Origin of the sequence: Prauserella muralis, assembly GCF_003202285.1 — a bacterium.
Lineage (GTDB): Bacteria > Actinomycetota > Actinomycetes > Mycobacteriales > Pseudonocardiaceae > Prauserella_B > Prauserella_B muralis.
In genome coordinates this window covers 70,594-87,062 of sequence record NZ_MASW01000006.1, presented here as the reverse complement: position 1 = coordinate 87,062, position 16,469 = coordinate 70,594, and the positions used below count along the sequence as shown (strand labels likewise).

The 16,469-nt window shown below is 73.4% G+C and carries 16 protein-coding genes; 9 read left to right on the top strand and 7 right to left on the bottom strand.

Annotated elements, in window-relative coordinates:
- Window positions 1-84 precede the first annotated feature (84 nt).
- Together BAY60_RS25655 and BAY60_RS25650 are read left to right on the top strand one after the other, a co-directional pair.
- Entirely contained in the window at window positions 85-672 is a 588-nt protein-coding gene (locus BAY60_RS25655; RefSeq protein WP_112283716.1) for a TetR/AcrR family transcriptional regulator, read from the top strand.
- The gene (locus BAY60_RS25650) at window positions 669-1,817 is read left to right on the top strand and encodes an FAD-dependent monooxygenase (protein WP_112283714.1); all 1,149 of its coding nucleotides are present in this window, start codon (window positions 669-671) and stop codon (window positions 1,815-1,817) included. Before BAY60_RS25655 ends, BAY60_RS25650 begins: the two co-directional genes overlap by 4 nt.
- Here BAY60_RS25650 and BAY60_RS25645 read toward each other — a convergent pair.
- On the bottom strand, window positions 1,814-2,416 hold the full coding sequence (locus BAY60_RS25645) for a class I SAM-dependent methyltransferase (RefSeq protein WP_112283712.1): 603 nt from the start codon (window positions 2,414-2,416) through the stop codon (window positions 1,814-1,816). The two genes, BAY60_RS25650 and BAY60_RS25645, sit on opposite strands and share 4 nt — an antisense overlap.
- 5 nt (window positions 2,417-2,421) lie before the next feature.
- On the bottom strand, window positions 2,422-3,468 hold the full coding sequence (locus BAY60_RS25640) for an NAD(P)/FAD-dependent oxidoreductase (protein ID WP_112284610.1): 1,047 nt from the start codon (window positions 3,466-3,468) through the stop codon (window positions 2,422-2,424).
- 78 nt (window positions 3,469-3,546) lie between these two features.
- Here BAY60_RS25640 and BAY60_RS25635 point away from each other — a divergent pair, with 78 nt between their 5' ends.
- Window positions 3,547-4,134: a helix-turn-helix domain-containing protein gene (locus BAY60_RS25635; RefSeq protein ID WP_112283711.1), complete on the top strand. Its 588-nt coding sequence runs from the start codon at window positions 3,547-3,549 to the stop codon at window positions 4,132-4,134.
- Between the two features lie 13 nt (window positions 4,135-4,147).
- Here BAY60_RS25635 and BAY60_RS25630 read toward each other — a convergent pair whose 3' ends face one another.
- Window positions 4,148-5,017 (bottom strand): alpha/beta hydrolase, encoded by an 870-nt coding sequence (locus BAY60_RS25630; RefSeq protein WP_112283709.1) that lies wholly within the window; start codon window positions 5,015-5,017, stop codon window positions 4,148-4,150.
- 111 nt (window positions 5,018-5,128) lie between these two features.
- Between BAY60_RS25630 and BAY60_RS25625 the strand changes: the two genes are divergently transcribed.
- Together BAY60_RS25625 and BAY60_RS25620 are read left to right on the top strand one after the other, a co-directional pair.
- Window positions 5,129-8,368: an ATP-binding protein gene (locus BAY60_RS25625; RefSeq protein WP_112283707.1), complete on the top strand. Its 3,240-nt coding sequence runs from the start codon at window positions 5,129-5,131 to the stop codon at window positions 8,366-8,368.
- A gap of 71 nt (window positions 8,369-8,439) precedes the next feature.
- Window positions 8,440-8,787, top strand: a complete 348-nt coding sequence (locus BAY60_RS25620) for a DoxX family protein (RefSeq protein WP_112283705.1) — start codon at window positions 8,440-8,442, stop codon at window positions 8,785-8,787.
- Between the two features lie 17 nt (window positions 8,788-8,804).
- On the opposite strand, the gene BAY60_RS25615 is transcribed toward BAY60_RS25620, so the two are convergent.
- Window positions 8,805-9,296: a pyridoxamine 5'-phosphate oxidase family protein gene (locus BAY60_RS25615; protein WP_112283704.1), complete on the bottom strand. Its 492-nt coding sequence runs from the start codon at window positions 9,294-9,296 to the stop codon at window positions 8,805-8,807.
- A 131-nt stretch (window positions 9,297-9,427) separates the two neighbouring features.
- Here BAY60_RS25615 and BAY60_RS25610 point away from each other — a divergent pair, with 131 nt between their 5' ends.
- Both BAY60_RS25610 and BAY60_RS25605 read left to right on the top strand, forming a co-directional pair.
- Complete coding sequence (locus BAY60_RS25610) at window positions 9,428-10,621, top strand: S1 family peptidase (protein ID WP_112283702.1); 1,194 nt, start codon at window positions 9,428-9,430, stop codon at window positions 10,619-10,621.
- A gap of 303 nt (window positions 10,622-10,924) precedes the next feature.
- Entirely contained in the window at window positions 10,925-11,662 is a 738-nt protein-coding gene (locus tag BAY60_RS25605) for an SDR family oxidoreductase (protein ID WP_112283700.1), read from the top strand.
- 8 nt (window positions 11,663-11,670) lie between these two features.
- On the opposite strand, the gene BAY60_RS25600 is transcribed toward BAY60_RS25605, so the two are convergent.
- Window positions 11,671-12,624, bottom strand: a complete 954-nt coding sequence (locus BAY60_RS25600) for a GlxA family transcriptional regulator (protein ID WP_112283699.1) — start codon at window positions 12,622-12,624, stop codon at window positions 11,671-11,673.
- Window positions 12,625-12,834: 210 nt separating this feature from the next.
- Here BAY60_RS25600 and BAY60_RS25595 point away from each other — a divergent pair, with 210 nt between their 5' ends.
- Together BAY60_RS25595 and BAY60_RS25590 are read left to right on the top strand one after the other, a co-directional pair.
- Entirely contained in the window at window positions 12,835-13,311 is a 477-nt protein-coding gene (locus tag BAY60_RS25595; RefSeq protein ID WP_112283697.1) for a DUF2269 family protein, read from the top strand.
- 3 nt (window positions 13,312-13,314) lie between these two features.
- Complete coding sequence (locus BAY60_RS25590) at window positions 13,315-13,569, top strand: DUF3817 domain-containing protein (RefSeq protein WP_211330468.1); 255 nt, start codon at window positions 13,315-13,317, stop codon at window positions 13,567-13,569.
- Here BAY60_RS25590 and BAY60_RS25585 read toward each other — a convergent pair.
- Both BAY60_RS25585 and BAY60_RS25580 read right to left on the bottom strand, forming a co-directional pair.
- Window positions 13,554-15,944 carry an ATP-binding cassette domain-containing protein gene (locus tag BAY60_RS25585; RefSeq protein WP_112283696.1) on the bottom strand — a complete coding sequence of 797 codons (2,391 nt, stop codon included), beginning with the start codon at window positions 15,942-15,944 and terminating at the stop codon, window positions 13,554-13,556. The genes BAY60_RS25590 and BAY60_RS25585 overlap by 16 nt on opposite strands.
- A 115-nt stretch (window positions 15,945-16,059) precedes the next feature.
- A complete protein-coding gene (locus tag BAY60_RS25580) occupies window positions 16,060-16,467 on the bottom strand; it encodes a VOC family protein (RefSeq protein ID WP_112284608.1) in 408 nt (135 codons plus the stop codon).
- Window positions 16,468-16,469 lie beyond the last annotated feature (2 nt).

Sequence of the window (16,469 nt, the reverse complement as noted above, 5' to 3'; positions counted from 1 at the left end):
TTGCGCCGGCGCGCTGCCGTGCCCTACGGTTAGGGCAGTCGTACAGGACGCTTGTACAGGACGAGCGTCCGAAGGGATGGCGGTATGAGCTCCCCGGCGGCGGCCCGCGGCCGCGAGGTACGGCAACGGCTGCTGGCGGCCGCTGCCGAGCTGATCCCCGAACGAGGCTGGACGGCGGTGAGCACGCGCGTGCTGGCCGAGCGGGCGGGGGTGACGCCGAGCGTGGTGCACTACCACTTCCCCTCGGTGTCGGCGGTGCTGAACGAGGCGGCGTTGGACGTGATGCGGCGCGTGCTGGACGAGCTGGACGCGGTGCTCGACGGCGCCGCGAGCGCCGCCGAGGTGATCGACGCGGTGCTCGCCTCGGCGCAGGAGGTGGCCGGTAGCGACCCGACGCTGCTGCTGGTCGTCGAGTCCTACCTCGCCGCCTCCCGCGACGACGGGCTGCGCGAGCAGATCGGCACGCTCGTGACCGAGTTCCGCGGCCGGCTCGCCCGCAGGCTCGGCGAGCACGGCGTCGCCGCGCCCGCCGACACCGCCGCCGTCCTCGCGGCCACGCTCGACGGCGTGTTCCTGCATCGCGGGCTCGGCAGCGGACCCGACCTGACGGCGGTGGCGTCCGTCCTGCACCGGCTCGTCCGCCCGCAACACGTGAGGGAGCACACCGCATGAGGATCGTGATCTGCGGAGCAGGCCTGGCCGGGCTCACCATGGCGAGCCGCATGGCCGCGCTCGGCGGGGACGTCGTGCTGCTGGAAAGGGCTCCGGGGCCACGACGGCAGGGCTACCTGATCGACTTCTTCGGTCCCGGCTACGACGCCGTCGAGAGAATGGGTCTGCTGCCCGCCGTGGAGGACGTCGCCTACCGGATCGACGAGGTCACCTTCGTGGACGAGCACGGCGACCGCACGGCAGGGGTTCCGCCGTCGCGCTTTGCCGGAGGCAGGCTGCTGAGCGTGCTGCGGCCGGACCTGGAGCGCGTGCTGCGCGAGCACCTGCCGCCCGGCGTCGACCTCCGGTTCGGCACCACCCCGCACGCCGTCACCGCACGGCCCGGCGGCGTGCGGGTAACGCTCGGCACCGGCGAGGAACTCGACGCCGACCTGCTCGTCGGCGCGGACGGCATCCACTCGACGGTGCGCGACCTGCTGTTCGGGCCCGAAGAACGGTTCCTGCGCCATCTCGGCCTGCACACGGCCGCGTTCACCCTGGACGCGCCGCACATCCACGCCGCGCTGTCCGGCCGGTTCTGCCTCACCGACAGCGTGAACCGGCAGTTCGGGCTCTACGGGCTCCGCGACGGCCGCGTGGCGGCGTTCGCCGTGCACCGCGACCCGGACCCTGCCCTGCCGCGTGATCCTCGCGCCGCCCTGCGCGACACCTACGCCGGGCTGGGCTGGCTGGTCCCCGACGCGCTCGAGGCCTGCCCGCCACCGGAGGCGATCTACTACGACCAGGTGGCGCAGATCCGCATGCCGGCGTGGTCGGCGGGCCGGGTCGCGCTGCTCGGCGACGCCGCCTACGCCGTCTCCCTGCTCGCCGGGCAGGGCGCCTCGCTCGGCATCGCCGGTGCCTACGTGCTGGCCGACCAGCTGGCCGGGCAGGCGCCGGTCGCCACAGCGCTCGCACACTACGAGCGACTGTGGCGACCGGTCGTCGAGGAGAAGCAGCGGGTCGGCAGGTCCACTGCCCAGTGGTTCGTCCCCGGCTCGCGGACGCGGCTGCACCTGCGGCACGCCATGCTGCGCATGTCCCGGGCGCCGTTGCTCACCCGCCTGCTGGCGGGCCGGTCGAGCGACCTGGTCGCCCGCCTCTAGCGGATGCGGCGCGCCCGCAGGACGGTGTCGCGGGTGTGGCCCGTCCCCGGTGGGGCCGGCCGGGCCCGCGGCCGGGTCTCGTTGACAAGCACCTCCCACGTGTCGTCGAGCAGGCCGGCGATCTCCGCGGGCTGGTAGAAGTCCGCCGGATCGACGTCGGGCTGATGGTCGTGGTGGACCTCGCTGAGGTCGTGGAAGGCGACCAGCAGTGTCCCGCCCGGCGCGACGGCGGCCAGCAGGCCGTGCAGCGCCGCGTGCCCCGGCTGCCGCGGCAGCGGGAAGTACTGCGCGGACACCAGGTCGTAGGCGCCCGGGTCCGGCGGCGTGACCGCCAGATCCGCGTGCAGCCACGTCACCTCCGGCGCACCCGGTCCGCCCGCCGCCTCGGCGCGCCGCAGAGCCACCTTCGAGATGTCGGTGGCCGTGACGCGCCAGCCCCGGCTCGCCAGCCAGTAGGCGTCGCCGCCCTCGCCGCACCCCACGTCCAGCGCCCTGCCCGGCGGCAGCCCCGCCACCTCGGTCACCAGCACGCCGTTCGGCTCGCCGCTCCACAGCTGGTCGCGGGTGAGATAGCGCTCGTCCCAGAACTGTTCGTCCATTGTGCTCATTCCTGTCGGGTCGCCAGACCGTGCCCGCGCGTGCCGAGGACGCGCTCGGCGTTGCGGGCCTCGGCTTCGTGCGAGAACGGCTGCCGCCGGCCGGACACCGCGGCCCGCGCCTCGGCGGCGATCAGGTCGGCGTTGATCATCGCCCCGGCCCTGGCGCCCGCCGCCGTGGACGCGATCACGTTGGCGCTCAGATCGGTGACGTTTCCCGCGGCCCAGACGCCGGGCACGGCCGTCAGGCCGTTCGCGTCCGCCGGGATGTACTCGCCCATGCCGCTCGGGTGCGGCTCCGGCTTGAGCCCGAGCGGTGCCAGCAGCTCCGCCCTCGGCCGCAGGTACGACGCGACCGCCAGCGCGCCCACCGGCACCACCTGGCCGGTGGTCAGCCGGACGCCGGTGAGCCGGTCGGCGGTGACCTCCAGCGCGGTCACCTCGCCGGGCACCACGGCGATGCCGCGCGCGGCGAGCTGCTCGGCCTCCTCGCCCGCCGGCGCGGGCGCGGTGTGCGGCAGCAGCGTCACGTCGTCGCTCAGCTGCCGGAACAGCAGGGCCTGGTGCACGCTCATCGGCCCGGTGGCAAGCACGCCGATCCGTTCGTCGCGCACCTCCCATCCGTGGCAGTACGGGCAGTGCACCACGTCGCGGCCCCACCGGGCCGCGAGTCCCTCGACGTCGGGCAGTTCGTCGACGCCCCCGGTGGTGACCAGCAGCCTGCGGGCCCGCACCCGCCGCTCGTCACCCAGCACGACGGTGAAGTCGTCCGGCTTCCCGGACGCGGAGACGGCCGCGCCGGTCACGACCGTCACGCCGTATGCGGCCACCTCGTGCCGTCCCCGCTCCAGCAGCGAGCCGGGCGGCATGCCGTCGCGGGAGAGGAAGCCGTGCATGTGCTCCGCGGGTGCGTTGCGGGGTTGCCCGCTGTCGACCACCAGCACCGAGCGCCGCACCCGCCCGAGGGTCAGCGCGGCGCTCAGCCCGGCCGCCCCGCCGCCGACGATCACCACGTCGTAGTCGTGCCGGTTCCCCATCAGCTCCTGTTCGGTCATCGTGACCACCTCCGTGACCGACAGTGCACCCGGTCATGAAGAGTTGACAAACTTATTTGCCAAAACTGCAATAGAGCCATGGCGGAGGACGAGTTCGACCAGGTGCTGAGCGCCGTGGGGCCCCGGCTGCGGGCACTGCGCCGCAAGCACGGGGCTACCCTGGCGACGCTGTCGGAGACCACCGGCATCCCGGTGAGCACGCTCTCCCGGCTGGAGTCGGGACAGCGCAGGCCCAGCCTCGAACTGCTGCTGCCGCTGGCCAAGGCCTACCAGGTGCCGCTGGACGAACTGGTCGACGCCCCGCAGACGGGCGATCCGCGCCTGTACCCGCGGCCGATCCGGCGGAACGGGATGACCGTCCTGCCGCTCACCCGCAAGCCCGGCGGGCTGCAGGTGTTCAAGCACATCCTGCCGCCGGACGGGCCCCACTGCGATCCGGACCCGCGCTCGCACGAGGGCTATCACTGGCTCTACGTGCTCAACGGGCGGCTGCGGCTGATTCTCGGTGACCAGGACCTCGTGCTGGAACCCGGTGAGGTCGCCGAGTTCGACACGCACCTGCCGCACTGGTTCGGCAACGCGGGCACCGAGCCGGTGGAGTACCTGAGCATCCTGGGCCCGCAGGGGGAGCGGTTCCACCTGCGGGCCCGCTACCGGCCGAACTGACCGGCCCGCGTGGTCAGCGGGCGAGCAGGTCGCGCAGTGCCTTGACGATCGTCGCCGGGTCCTCCTCGGCCATGAAGTGCCCGCACGACACGGTGCCGTGGTGCAGATCCGGCGCCCATGCCCGCCACAGTGCGGCCGCGTCGTAGCCGAGCGCGGCGCCCCAGTCCTGCTGGAGCACGGTCACCGGCATCCGGAGCCGGTTGCCCACCTGCCGGTCCGCGGCATCGTGCTCGATGTCGACGGTGGCCGAGGCGCGGTAGTCGGCGACGATCGAGGGCACCGCCTCGCGCGAGGCCGTCAGGTAGGCGGCCCGCACGTCGGCGGGGATCGCGTCCGGGTCGCGCACCCACGCGTCCAGGAAGTGGCCGAAGAACGCGTCCGGGCTGCCCGCGATGAGCCGCTCCGGCAGTCCCGGCGGTTGCGCCATGAGGTACAGGTGGAACGCCACGGCCGCGTTGACGCCGTGCAGCACGTCCCACATGTCCAGGGTGGGCAGCACGTCGAGCAGCGCGAGGCGGCTGATCGCGTCCGGGTGGTCCAGCCCGGCGCGCAGCGCCACGAGCGCGCCGCGGTCGTGACCGGCCAGCGCGAACCGCTCGTGCCCGAGCGCGCGGGCCAGCGCGACGATGTCGGCGGCCATGGTCCGCTTCGCGTACGCCTGCCCTTCACCTGCCGGTTTGTCGCTGTCGCCGTAGCCACGCAGGTCCGGGCAGATGACGGTGTGGTCGGCGGCGAGGTCGGCCGCGACGTGCCGCCACATCAGGTGGGTCTGCGGGAAGCCGTGCAGCAGCACGACGGGGCTGCCGCTGCCGCCGACGGCCGCGTTGAGCGTGACGCCGTCGGCCACGCCGACGCGCTGGTAGTCGAATCCGGTGATGCGCATGAGGGGTGGGTCCGGCCTTTCCGATCTCTGTTGTGGGACGCTCTGACCAGCGTGGCAGCGTTCGATCAGCAACCGGTCAGCGCGCGCTGAGCACGGTCGGGAAGGGAGCCGATGGCCTCGTCGGTGCGGTTCGGCGTGCTCGGGCCCCTCGTCGCCGAGGACGCGCACGGCCCGCTCGCCCTCAAGGGGCCGCGGCATCGTGCGGTGCTGGCCAGGCTGCTCGTCGCCAGGGGACGGGTCGTGCCCGTGGAGCGGCTGGCCGCCGACCTGTGGGACGACCCTCCCGAGCGGGCGGCCGGGGCGATCCAGACCTTCGTCGCCGCGCTGCGCAAGGCGCTGGAGCCGCAGCGCCCGCCCCGCACGCCCGCCCGGCTGCTCGTCACGGTCGCCCCCGGCTACGCCCTGCGCGCGGAACCGGACGCGGTGGACGCGTGGCGGTTCGAGACCGCGCTCACCGCGTGTGGCGATCTCCTCGCCGCCGGGCAGGCCCGCGCGGCACTCACGAAAGCCGACGAGGCCCTCGGGCTGTGGCGCGGACCCGCGTACGCCGAGTTCGCCGAGCACCCGTGGGCGCGTGCCGAGGCGTCGCGGCTGGAGGAACTGCGCCTGCTGGCCTGGGAACGGCGTGCGGAGGCACTGCTGGAGCTGGGCCGCGCCGCCGAGGCCGTCCCCGAGCTGGAGTCGCAGGTGGACGGTCATCCGTGGCGGGAGGGAGCGTGGCGGCTGCTCGCGCTCGCGCTGTACCGGGCCGGGCGGCAGGGCGACGCGCTCACCGCCCTGCGCCGGGCGCGTGCCGTGCTGGCCGAGGACCTCGGCGTCGACCCGGGGCCCGCGCTGGCGCGGCTGGAGGCCGACGTCCTCGCCCACGCCGGCCACCTCGACCCGCCACCCGGGTCGGGCGGGGACGCGGCCGGGGCCGGGCCCGGCCTCGTCGGCCGCACCGCCGAGCTGGCCGCGCTGGACGAGGCCGCCGCGGACACCGCGGCCCACGGACGGCTGCGGCTCGTGCTGCTGTCCGGAGAGGCCGGTGCGGGCAAGACCGCGCTGGCCGAGACCCTCGCCACCCGGCTGGCCGCCCGCGGCTGGACCACCGCGTGGGGTGCCAGCCCCGAGCACGAGGGCGTGCCCGCGGGCTGGCCGTGGACACGCATTCTCGACGCGCTCGCCGAGTCCGGGAACGGGCCGCCGCCCGCACCCCGGCCGGGCGACCCGCTGACCGCACGGTTCCACTGGCAGCAGGACGTCGCCGCCTACCTCGCCGGTGCCGCCCGCTCCCAGCCGCTGCTGCTGGTGCTGGACGACCTGCACTGGGCGGGTGAGGCCACGCTGGAGCTGCTGGCATCGCTGAGCACCGACCCCGTGCCGGGGCCGGTACTGCTCGTCGCGACCTACCGGGCGACCGAGCTCTCCGGGCCGCTCGCGGCCCTGCTGGGCCGGGTGGCCCGCGTCCAGCCCACCCGGATCTACCTCGGCGGGCTGTCCGCCGGCGCGGTGAGCGACCTCGTGCGCGCACTGGCCGGGCCCGCCGTGGACGACGCCACGGCGCGGCGCATCCACCGCCGCAGCGGGGGCAACCCGTTCTTCGTGCGGGAACTGGCCCGGCTGCTCGACGGCGAGGGCGCCGACCGGCTCACCGGCGCACCACCCGGCGTGCGCGACGTCGTCCGGTACCGCGTGGCCGCCCTGCCCGAGGCCGTCCAGGACGTCCTGCGCCGGGCCACCGTGCTGGGCGCCGAGTTCGACCTCGACCTGCTCGCTTCGCTGGCGGGCGGGCCGGAGCGGGTGCTCGACGCCGCCGAGACGGCTCTGCGGCGCGGGTTCCTCGTCGAGCAGGGCGCGCGGCGGTTCCGGTTCGCGCACGCCCTCGTGCGCGACGCGCTCTACGAGGACCTTTCGGAGTCCCGCAGGGCAGGCTGGCATGCCGCCGTCGCCGACCTGCTCGAACGCCTGCGCCCCGGCGACGTCGACGCGCTGGCCCAGCACTTCCTGCTCGCGGGTACCGCCGGCACGGACGCCCGCGCCGCCCACTACGCCCAGGCGGCCGCCGAGCGGGCCGAGGCGCGCTTCGCCCCGCACGAGGCCGCACGGTTGTGGCAGGCCGCCCTCGCCGCGCACGAGCGGGCGGGCGACGACGAACCCCGGCGGCGCCTGACCCTGCTCATGGGACTCGTCCGCGCGCTCGCGTTCACCGGCGAGCTCGGCCGTGCCCGCACGCACCGCGCCGAGGCGCTCGCCCTTGCCGAGTCCGTGGGCGACCCCGCCCTCACCGCCAGGGCGATCGCCGCCTTCGACGTGCCCGCCGTCTGGACCGAGCACGACGACCCCGCGCTGGCGGCGCGGGTGGCCGAGGTGACCGAGCGGACGCTGGCGGCCCTGCCGCCCGAGCGGGTCGCCGACCGGGCCCGCCTGCTGGCCACGCTCGCGCTCGAACTGCGCAGCACCGGCGGTGAGCGGGCCCGTGCCGCCGCGGAGGAGGCCGAGCGCCTCGCCAGAGGGCTCGACGATCCTGCCGTGCTCGCCTTCGCGCTCAACGCCCGGTTCATGCAGTCGTTCGAGCGGGCCGGGCTCGCACCGCGGCGCGCGGCCATCGGTGCGGAGCTGACCGAGCTGGCCGCGCGCAGCGAACTGGGCGGCTTCGAGGTGCTGGGCCACCTCGTGCTCGTCCAGGCACACGCGGCGCCGGCCCACTTCGGTGCCGCCGACCGGCACGCCAACGCCGCCGACGACCTCGCCGAGCGCCACCGGCTGCCGCTGGTGGGCGTGTTCACCGGCTGGTACGCCGCACTGCGTGCGTCCGTGGCCGGACGCGACGCCGAGGCGCAGGCCGCGTACCGGGTGGCGGCCGCGCGGCTCGGCGGCACCGGCATGTCCGGAATGGACAACGGCATCGGGCCGTTCGCGTTGCTGTGCCACCGTCTTCAGCAGGGACTTCCCCCCGAGACGGAGCCGGATGCGAATTTCGGCGGCTACGCGCCCTGGTGCCGTCCGCTGCTGTTGCTCGCGCGGGGACGGACCGCGGAGGCGAGGCAGGCCGCCGCGGCGATTCCCGAGTCGCCACCCGACCTGCTGCTGGAGGCGCGGCTCGGCCTGCACGCGCTCACGGCGGTGGCCCTCGGCGACCGGCCCGCGATGGACCGCCTCCACACCGCGCTGCTGCCCGCGGCGGACGAACTCGCCGGAGCGGGCAGCGGGCTGGTGACCCTGCGCCCCGTCGCGCACTACCTCGGCCTGCTGGCCTCCGCGCTCGGCAGGCACCGCGAGGCCGCCGACCACGCCGAGCAGGCCGCCGCCGTCGCGGCAAGGGCAGGCGCGCGCCACTGGGCCGAGCCCGCGAGGGCCCTGCGCGGCTGAGCGGTCACATTCTCCGCTCGCGCGGGTTCAAAGCTGCGACACACCTGTCACCGACCCGTGAGGAGCAGCTCATGTCCACCGCCCACCTCGTCGTCACGCTCCTGGGAGCCGCCATGGCCGCGTTCTCGGCCGGCTCCGTGTTCGCCCGTGCCCCGTGGGTGGTGCAGCCGCTCGCCGACTACGGCGTTCCCCGCACGTGGTGGCCGTGGCTGGGCACCGCCAAGGCCGCCGGCGCGGCAGGCCTGCTGGCCGGGTTGTTCGCTCCGGTCCTCGGGCTGCTCGCCGCGACCGGGCTGGTGCTCTACTTCGCTGGTGCCGTCGTCACCGTGGTGCGGGCCCGCGCCTACGCCCACGTCGCGTTCCCGATGATCTACGCCGCCCCAGTCGTGGCGTCGCTGGTGCTCGGCCTTGCCGCGTGAGGGGTGCGGCGCGGGGCTCAGCGCTTGCGCACGACCCGCTCCGCCTCTCCCGGCTTCCAGATCGTCACCCGCAGGCTCCCGTCGCCGACCTCGACCGCCGACGCCCCGGTGAGGTCGGCCGCGTAGAAGTGATCGAAGGCCATGCCCCTGATGTCGAAGCCGGTCCTGTCGAACAGGTCGGCGGCGAAGCGCTGCTGGACGCCGGGGTCGGTCACATCCCGCACCACGCCCCACAGCTTCGCGTCGCCGTCGCTCACCTGCGTGTCGACGGTGGCGGTGTGCAGGCAGAACCGCGGATCACGGGCGAGATCGTGGAACTTCGTGGTGTGCGGCATGCCGACGAGCCACAGCTCGTCCTCGAACATCCGGGGCTCGAGCGGGCTGATCCGGGGGTAGCCGTCCGAGCGCAGTGTCGCGAGCAGGCACAGGTTTCCGGTCGCCGCGTACCTGCGTGCGAAGACGGCGGAGATGTGCGGGGCCGCCTCGGTGAATTCCTTCCACGTGGTCATGAGTGTGGACCGTAGGAGTGAACCCTGCCAGCCGCTGTCAACGTTTCCCGTCGGTCACGCCGGCCTGAACCGGTGCGCCGCCCGCGGCCGTGTGCGTCGCGAGCGACCCCGACGCCCGAGGAGGCAGCCCCATGGGCCGACACAACTACGAACGCAAGAAGGCCGTTCCGCTGACCGCCGCCACGATGCTCGTCACCGGTGTCGCCGCGGCGCTCGCCGTTCCGGCGTTCGCGGGTCAGCCGGCGCCGCCGGAGGACACCGCGCCCGTGCAGGGCGAGGTGGTGGCGGCCCTGCAACGGGACCTCGGCCTCACCGAAACGCAGGTCGCCGACCGGCTGCGCGCGGAGGCCTCGGCGGCGGACGCGGCACGTTCGCTGAGCACCACGCTCGGCGAGCGCTACGCGGGCGCGTGGTTCGACGACGCGGCGGGCACGCTCGTCGTCGGCGTCACCGAGGCGGAGGCCACGGCGCCGGTCCGGCAGGCGGGCGCGCAGGCCCGCGTCGTCGAGCACGGCCTCGCCGAGCTGAGAGCGGCCGCCGGCAGGCTCGACCGCATGGGCGGGGCCGTGCCGGACGAGGTGACCGGCTGGTACGTCGAGCCGAGCAGCAACAGCGTGGTAGTCGAGATCGACTCCACGCGGCGCAGCGAGGACGCCGACCGGCTCGTCGGCACGTTGCGTGCGGGTGGCATGCCCGTGCGGGCGGACTGGACCACGGAGGCGCCACGTCCGCTCGCCGACATCGTCGGCGGCGATCCCTTCACCGTCGGCGCGGGGCGGTGCTCGATCGGCTTCTCCGCGACCGGCGCCGACGGTGGCGAGCATTTCCTCACCGCGGGACACTGCACGGAGGGTGGTGGCACCGCGCTCGACGCCGACGGCCGGGAGATCGGCCCGATCAGCGAGAGCACGTTCGGCGCCGAGGGCGACTTCGGGCTGGTCGACGTCACCGCACCCGGCGCCACGCTCACCCCGCTGGTGAACCGCTACGACGGCACCACCGTGGAGATCACCGGCTCCGAGCAGGCGCCGGTCGGCGCCTCGATCTGCCGGTCCGGCTCCACCACCGGGTTCTTCTGCGGCGAGGTGACGGCGTTCGACCAGACCGTCAACTACGGCAACGGCGACATCGTCAGCGGGCTCACCCGGACCACCGTGTGCGCCGAGCCGGGTGACTCCGGGGGTGCCTACCTCAGCGGCACCCAGGCGCAGGGGCTGACGTCGGGTGGTTCCGGCGACTGCACCGGTGGCGGCGTGACGTTCTTCCAGCCGGTCGGAGAGGCCCTCGACGCCTTCGGCCTGACACTGGTGACCGCGGGCGGCTGACCGGCCCCGCGCGCGACAAGCTCCCCAATGCGGCATTGGTGGCGTTGAACGCTACGAATGCCGCATTGGTGGCGTTGAGCGCTACGAATGCCACATTGGGGAGCTCGCGGGAGGGGGTGGCGAGCATGGGAGTGACGCGGCCACTCTCAGGCGTGTCCGGGATGGCTCCGCCGACCTAGTCTTGGAGTCGGCGCCGGTGACCGGTCACGGGCGCACCCCCTCGTCCAGTGCCCGTGCCGCAGCGCGCCACGGGTCTCGGCCCGTCGTGTCCACAATCGACGGCTTGCGCAAGAAAGGAACGTCATGCCGAACGAGAGTCACTCCAAGGTCGTCCTCGTCACCGGAGCCAGCAGCGGCATCGGTGAGGCGACCGCGCTGCGCCTCGCCGCCGAGGGGCACCACGTGGTCATCGGGGCACGCCGCGAGGATCGCCTTTCGGCCATCGCCACCCAGATCCGCGACAAGGGCGGCAGCGTCGACACCCGCGTGCTCGACGTCACCGACCGCCACGACGTCGCCGCGTTCGCCGACGGCGCCGTACGCGAGCACGGCCGGATCGACGTCATCGTCAACAACGCCGGTGTCATGCCACTGTCCCGGTTGGACTCTCTGCTCGTCGACGAGTGGAACCGGATGATCGACGTCAACATCCGCGGTGTGCTGCACGGCATCGCCGCCGCCCTGCCGCACTTCCAGCGACAGGGCAGTGGCCACTTCGTCACGGTCGCCTCCATCGGCGCGCACGAGGTGGTGCCCACCAGCGCCGTGTACTCCGGCACGAAGTTCGCCGCGTGGGCGATCACCGAGGGCCTGCGCCAGGAACTCGACCCGGCCATCAGGGTGACCACCGTGTCGCCCGGCGTCGTCGAGTCCGAGCTGGCCGACTCCATCACCGAGCCGGGCGCGAAGGAGATGATGCGCACGTACCGGGCGAACGCGCTGCCCGCCGACGCGATCGCCGACGCCATCTCCTACGCGATCGGGCAACCCGCCGGAGTCGACGTCAACGAGCTGATCGTGCGGCCCGCCGGGCAGCGGTAGGCACCTGATCAGCCGGCGGGCAGCCTCCGGAAGGCGGCGCGGTAGGCGTGCGGGCTGGTGCCCACGATCCGTTTGAAGCGGTCGCGGAACGCGGTGGGCGAGCCAAACCCGGCCTGGGCCGCGATGCGGTCGACGGAGTGGTCGGTGGCTTCGAGCAGGTACTGCGCATGCCGGATGCGGCTGCGCAGCAGCCATTGCAGCGGGGTCGTGCCGGTCTGCTCACGGAACCGGCGGTTGAGCGTGCGCGTGCTCATGCCCGCGTGCGCCGCGATGTCGCCGAGGGTGAGGTCGTTCGCGGCGTTGTCCTCCATCCAGCGCAGCACGGGCTCCAGCACGGACCCTCGCGGGGTGGGAGGCTGGTCGTGGACGATGAACTGCGCCTGCCCGCCTTCCCGTTCCAGCGGCATGACCGACAGCCTCGCCGCGTCGGCCGCCACGGCGGAGCCGTGGTCGCGGCGGATCAGGTGCAGGCACAGGTCGAGCCCCGCCGCGGCTCCCGCCGACGTGAGCAGCCGGCCGTTGTCCACGTACAGGACGTCCGGATCGACGTCGATGGCCGGATGGCGCTCGGCGAGCAGGCCCGCGGCGAGCCAGTGCGTCGTCGCGCGCAGGCCGTCGAGCAGTCCCGTGGCGGCGAGGGTGAAGGCCCCGGTGCAGATCGACGCGATGCGGGTGCCACCCGCCGCGGCCCGGCGCAGGGCGGCGAGAACGTCGTCCGCGACCGGCGCGGTGGGCTCGGCACAGCCGGGCACGATGATCGTGTCGGCCTCCCCGAGCGCGCCCAGTCCCCGGTGCGCCTGCAGGGTGAACGCCCCGGCGTCGACGGCCGGTGCCGCGCCGCAGACCCACACGCGGTAGGCGGGGCGCCCGTCGGGCAGCCGCGTGCGGGTGAACACCTCCATCGGCGTGGCCAGGTCGAACGGGATGACCTTGTCCAGGGCGAGCACCGCCACGGTGTGCATGGCGACAGGTTAGGTGCCCGGCGAGTTCCCGCCAACGGCGGTGACCAGGATTTCCGGGGGGAAGCACAGGTGATCTTGGTGGCGAGAATCCGGTGGAAGCTGGCAATCCAGCCGGTTACGCCAGGCGGGGCGGGCGGCTAGCGTCGGCGTCACCGCCAACAGGGAAGGGTTGATCCGCTTGCGTGCGTACATCGGGCCGAGGGGCGGCCGGTGACGAAGTTCCTGCTCTCGGTGCACGTGATCGCCGCCATCGTCGCGATCGGGCCCGTGACCGTGGCCGCCAGCATGTTCCCCGCCACCGCGCGGCGCGCCCTGGCGGGCGCCGACGCCGGCCGCGACCTCGCCGTCCTGCGCTCCCTGCACCGGATCTGCCGCGTCTACGCCGCCGTGGGCATCGTCGTTCCGGTGTTCGGGTTCGCCACCGCGAGCAGTCTCGGCGTGCTGGGCGACGCGTGGCTGCTCGTCTCGATCGCGCTGACCGCGGTCGCCGCGGCCGTGCTTGCGCTGCTGGTGCTGCCGCGCCAGCAGCGGTTGCTCACCGCGGCAGCCGATACCGGCCGGCCGCAGCCGGGAACCGGTGGTCGGGCGCCCGCGCGGCTGGCGATGTACACCGGCACGTTCAACCTGCTGTGGGCCGTGGTCACCGTGCTGATGATCGTCCGGCCCGGCTCCACCACGGGGGTGTGAGCCGTGAACCTCGTGCGCGCCCTGCGTCTCGCGGCGGGCGCGGAACTCGCGACACTGGCCGTGCTGCTGGCGAACCTCACGACGGTGCACTGGCCGCAGGTGTCCTCCGCGGTCGGGCCGACCCACGGCTGCGCCTACCTGTTCGTCGTCATCCTCACCGCCCGCCGGAGCCGGAACCCGCGCACGCGGGCGGCGGCGCTGGTTCCCGGCATCGGCGGGCTGCTCGTCCTGCGGCGGCTCGCTCAGGCGTCCACGTAGGCCGCGAGGTGCTCGCCGGTGAGAGTGGAGCGGGCGGCGACCAGGTCGGCGGGCGTGCCCTCGAAGACGATCTGTCCGCCGTCGTGGCCCGCACCGGGGCCGAGGTCGATGATCCAGTCCGCGTGCGCCATCACCGCCTGGTGGTGCTCGATGACGATCACCGATTTGCCGGAGTCGACGAGCCGGTCGAGCAGGCCCAGCAGCTGCTCGACATCGGCGAGGTGCAGGCCGGTCGTCGGCTCGTCGAGGATGTAGACCCCACCCTCGGAGCCCATGTGGGTGGCCAGCTTGAGCCGCTGCCGCTCGCCGCCGGACAGGGTGGTGAGCGGCTGGCCGAGGGTGAGGTAACCGAGCCCGACGTCGGCGAGCCGGTCCAGGATCTTGTGTGCGGCCGGGGTGCGCGCCTCGCCCGCGCCGAAGAACTCCTCGGCCTCGGCCACCGACATCGCGAGCACCTCGCTGATGTCGCGGCCCCCGAACTTGTACTCCAGCACCGACGCCTGGAACCGCTTGCCCTCGCACTCCTCGCAGGTGGTGGCGACGCCGGCCATCATCGCCAGGTCGGTGTAGATCACGCCCGCGCCGTTGCAGTTGGGGCATGCGCCCTCGGAGTTGGCGCTGAACAGCGCGGGCTTCACGCCGTTGGCCTTCGCGAACGCCTTGCGGATCGGGTCGAGCAGCCCGGTGTAGGTCGCGGGGTTGCTCCGCCGGGAGCCACGGATGGCGCCCTGGTCGATCGCCACCACGCCCTCGCGCCCGGCCACCGAGCCGTGGATCAGCGAGCTCTTGCCCGAGCCGGCCACACCGGTGATGACCGTGAGCACGCCGAGCGGGATGTCGACGTCGACGCCCCGCAGGTTGTGGGTGGTGGCGCCGCGCACCTCCAGCGCCCCCGCCGACGTCCGCACCGACGGCTTCAGGCTCGCGCGGTCGTGCAGATGCCTGCCGGTGAGCGTGTCACTGGCCGACAAGCCGTCGACGGAGCCCTCGAACATCACCTGCCCACCCTCGGTGCCCGCCTTCGGCCCGAGGTCCACGACATGGTCGGCGATGGCGATGACCTCCGGCTTGTGCTCCACCACCAGCACCGTGTTGCCCTTGTCGCGCAGCTGCCGCAGCAGGTTGTTCATCCGCTCGATGTCGTGCGGGTGCAGCCCGATGGTCGGCTCGTCGAAGACGTAGGTGACGTCGGTGAGCGACGAGCCGAGGTGCCGGATCATCTTCGTGCGCTGTGCCTCGCCGCCGGAAAGCGTGCCCGCCGGCCGGTCGAGCGAGAGGTAGCCCAGTCCGATCTCGACGAACGAGTCGAGGGTGTGCCGCAGCGCCGTCAGCAGCGGCGCGACGGAGGGCTCGTCGAGCCCCCGCACCCACTCGGCGAGGTCGTTGATCTGCATCGCGCAGGCGTCGGCGATGCTGATGCCGTCGATCTTCGACGACCGGGCCTCGGCCGAGAGGCGCGTGCCGTCGCACTCGGGACACGTCGTGAACGTGACCACGCGCTCCACGAACGCCCGGATGTGCGGCTGCATCGCGTCGACGTCCTTGGACAGAAACGACTTCTTGATCGTCGGGACCAGACCCGCGTACGTCAGGTTGATGCCGTCGACCTTGATCTTGGTCGGCTCCTTGTAGAGCAGGTCGTTGAGCTGCTTCTTGGTGAACTTGCGGATGGGCTTGTCCGGATCGAAGAAGCCGCAGCCGCGGAAGATCCGGCCGTACCAGCCGTCCATGCTGTAGCCGGGAATGGTGACCGCGCCCTCGTTCAGCGACTTGTTCTCGTCGTACAGCTGGGCGAGGTCGATGTCGTTGACCTGCCCGCGGCCCTCGCAGCGTGGGCACATGCCGCCGGTGATGCTGAAGCTGCGCTTCTCCTTCACCGTCCGCCCGCCGCGCTCCATGGTCACCGCACCGGCGCCGCTGACCGAGGCGACGTTGAAGGAGAACGCCTGGGGCGACCCGATGTGCGGCTTGCCGAGCCTGCTGAACAGGATGCGCAGCATCGCGTTGGCGTCGGTTGCCGTGCCGACGGTGGAGCGCGGGTCCGAGCCCATCCGCTCCTGGTCGACGATGATCGCGGTCGTCAGCCCGTCGAGCACGTCGACGTCGGGCCGGGCCAGCGTCGGCATGAAGCCCTGCACGAAGGCGCTGTAGGTCTCGTTGATCAGTCGCTGCGACTCCGCGGCGATCGTGCCGAACACCAGTGAGCTCTTGCCGGAGCCGGACACGCCGGTGAACACCGTCAGCCTGCGCTTCGGGAGCTCGACACTGACGTCCTTCAGGTTGTTCACGCGCGCGCCGTGCACGCGGATCATGTCGTGATTGTCGGCGACGTGCAGGGCGGGCGAGGCTGTGTCCGTCCTGGTGGCCATGCTCATCAAGTCTCCATCTGTGGGGCGGTTCCGGTGCGGCGCCGACGCCGGTGGCCATGGGTGAGCGCCACCGGCGTCGTGCGGGCGGGCCCTTGACGGGCCGCTGCGCAGGGTGGCCTGCTCAGCTCACGTCGTTGATGCGGATCAGGTTGCCGGAGGGGTCGCGGAACGCGCAGTCGCGGACACCGTAGGGCTGGTCGGTCGGCTCCTGCATGACCTCGGCGCCGCTGGCCTGGATCCGCTCGAACACGCCGTCGAGGTCCTTGGTGGCCAGTGTGACGGCGCCGTAGGTGCCCTTGGCCATCATCTCGGTGATGACGCGGCGCTCCTCGTCGGTGACGCCGGGGTCCGCGGCGGGCGGGTGCAGGACGATGGACGTGGGCTGGCCGGGCGGGCCGACGGTGATCCAGCGCATCCCCTCGTACCCGACGTCGTTGCGGACCTCGAAACCGAGAGTGTCGCGCCAGAACGCCAGGGAGGCGTCCGGATCGCTGTGCGGGAGGAAGGCGTAGTGAATGGTGATGTCCATGG

Coding starts and splice junctions, on each gene's coding strand:
- BAY60_RS25655 (WP_112283716.1), top strand. CDS start 85: ATGAGCTCCCCGGCGGCGGCCCGCGGCCGCGAGGTACGGCAACGGCTG.
- BAY60_RS25650 (WP_112283714.1), top strand. CDS start 669: ATGAGGATCGTGATCTGCGGAGCAGGCCTGGCCGGGCTCACCATGGCG.
- BAY60_RS25645 (WP_112283712.1), bottom strand. CDS start 2,416: ATGGACGAACAGTTCTGGGACGAGCGCTATCTCACCCGCGACCAGCTG.
- BAY60_RS25640 (WP_112284610.1), bottom strand. CDS start 3,468: ATGACCGAACAGGAGCTGATGGGGAACCGGCACGACTACGACGTGGTG.
- BAY60_RS25635 (WP_112283711.1), top strand. CDS start 3,547: ATGGCGGAGGACGAGTTCGACCAGGTGCTGAGCGCCGTGGGGCCCCGG.
- BAY60_RS25630 (WP_112283709.1), bottom strand. CDS start 5,017: ATGCGCATCACCGGATTCGACTACCAGCGCGTCGGCGTGGCCGACGGC.
- BAY60_RS25625 (WP_112283707.1), top strand. CDS start 5,129: ATGGCCTCGTCGGTGCGGTTCGGCGTGCTCGGGCCCCTCGTCGCCGAG.
- BAY60_RS25620 (WP_112283705.1), top strand. CDS start 8,440: ATGTCCACCGCCCACCTCGTCGTCACGCTCCTGGGAGCCGCCATGGCC.
- BAY60_RS25615 (WP_112283704.1), bottom strand. CDS start 9,296: ATGACCACGTGGAAGGAATTCACCGAGGCGGCCCCGCACATCTCCGCC.
- BAY60_RS25610 (WP_112283702.1), top strand. CDS start 9,428: ATGGGCCGACACAACTACGAACGCAAGAAGGCCGTTCCGCTGACCGCC.
- BAY60_RS25605 (WP_112283700.1), top strand. CDS start 10,925: ATGCCGAACGAGAGTCACTCCAAGGTCGTCCTCGTCACCGGAGCCAGC.
- BAY60_RS25600 (WP_112283699.1), bottom strand. CDS start 12,624: ATGCACACCGTGGCGGTGCTCGCCCTGGACAAGGTCATCCCGTTCGAC.
- BAY60_RS25585 (WP_112283696.1), bottom strand. CDS start 15,944: ATGAGCATGGCCACCAGGACGGACACAGCCTCGCCCGCCCTGCACGTC.
- BAY60_RS25580 (WP_112284608.1), bottom strand. CDS start 16,467: ATGGACATCACCATTCACTACGCCTTCCTCCCGCACAGCGATCCGGAC.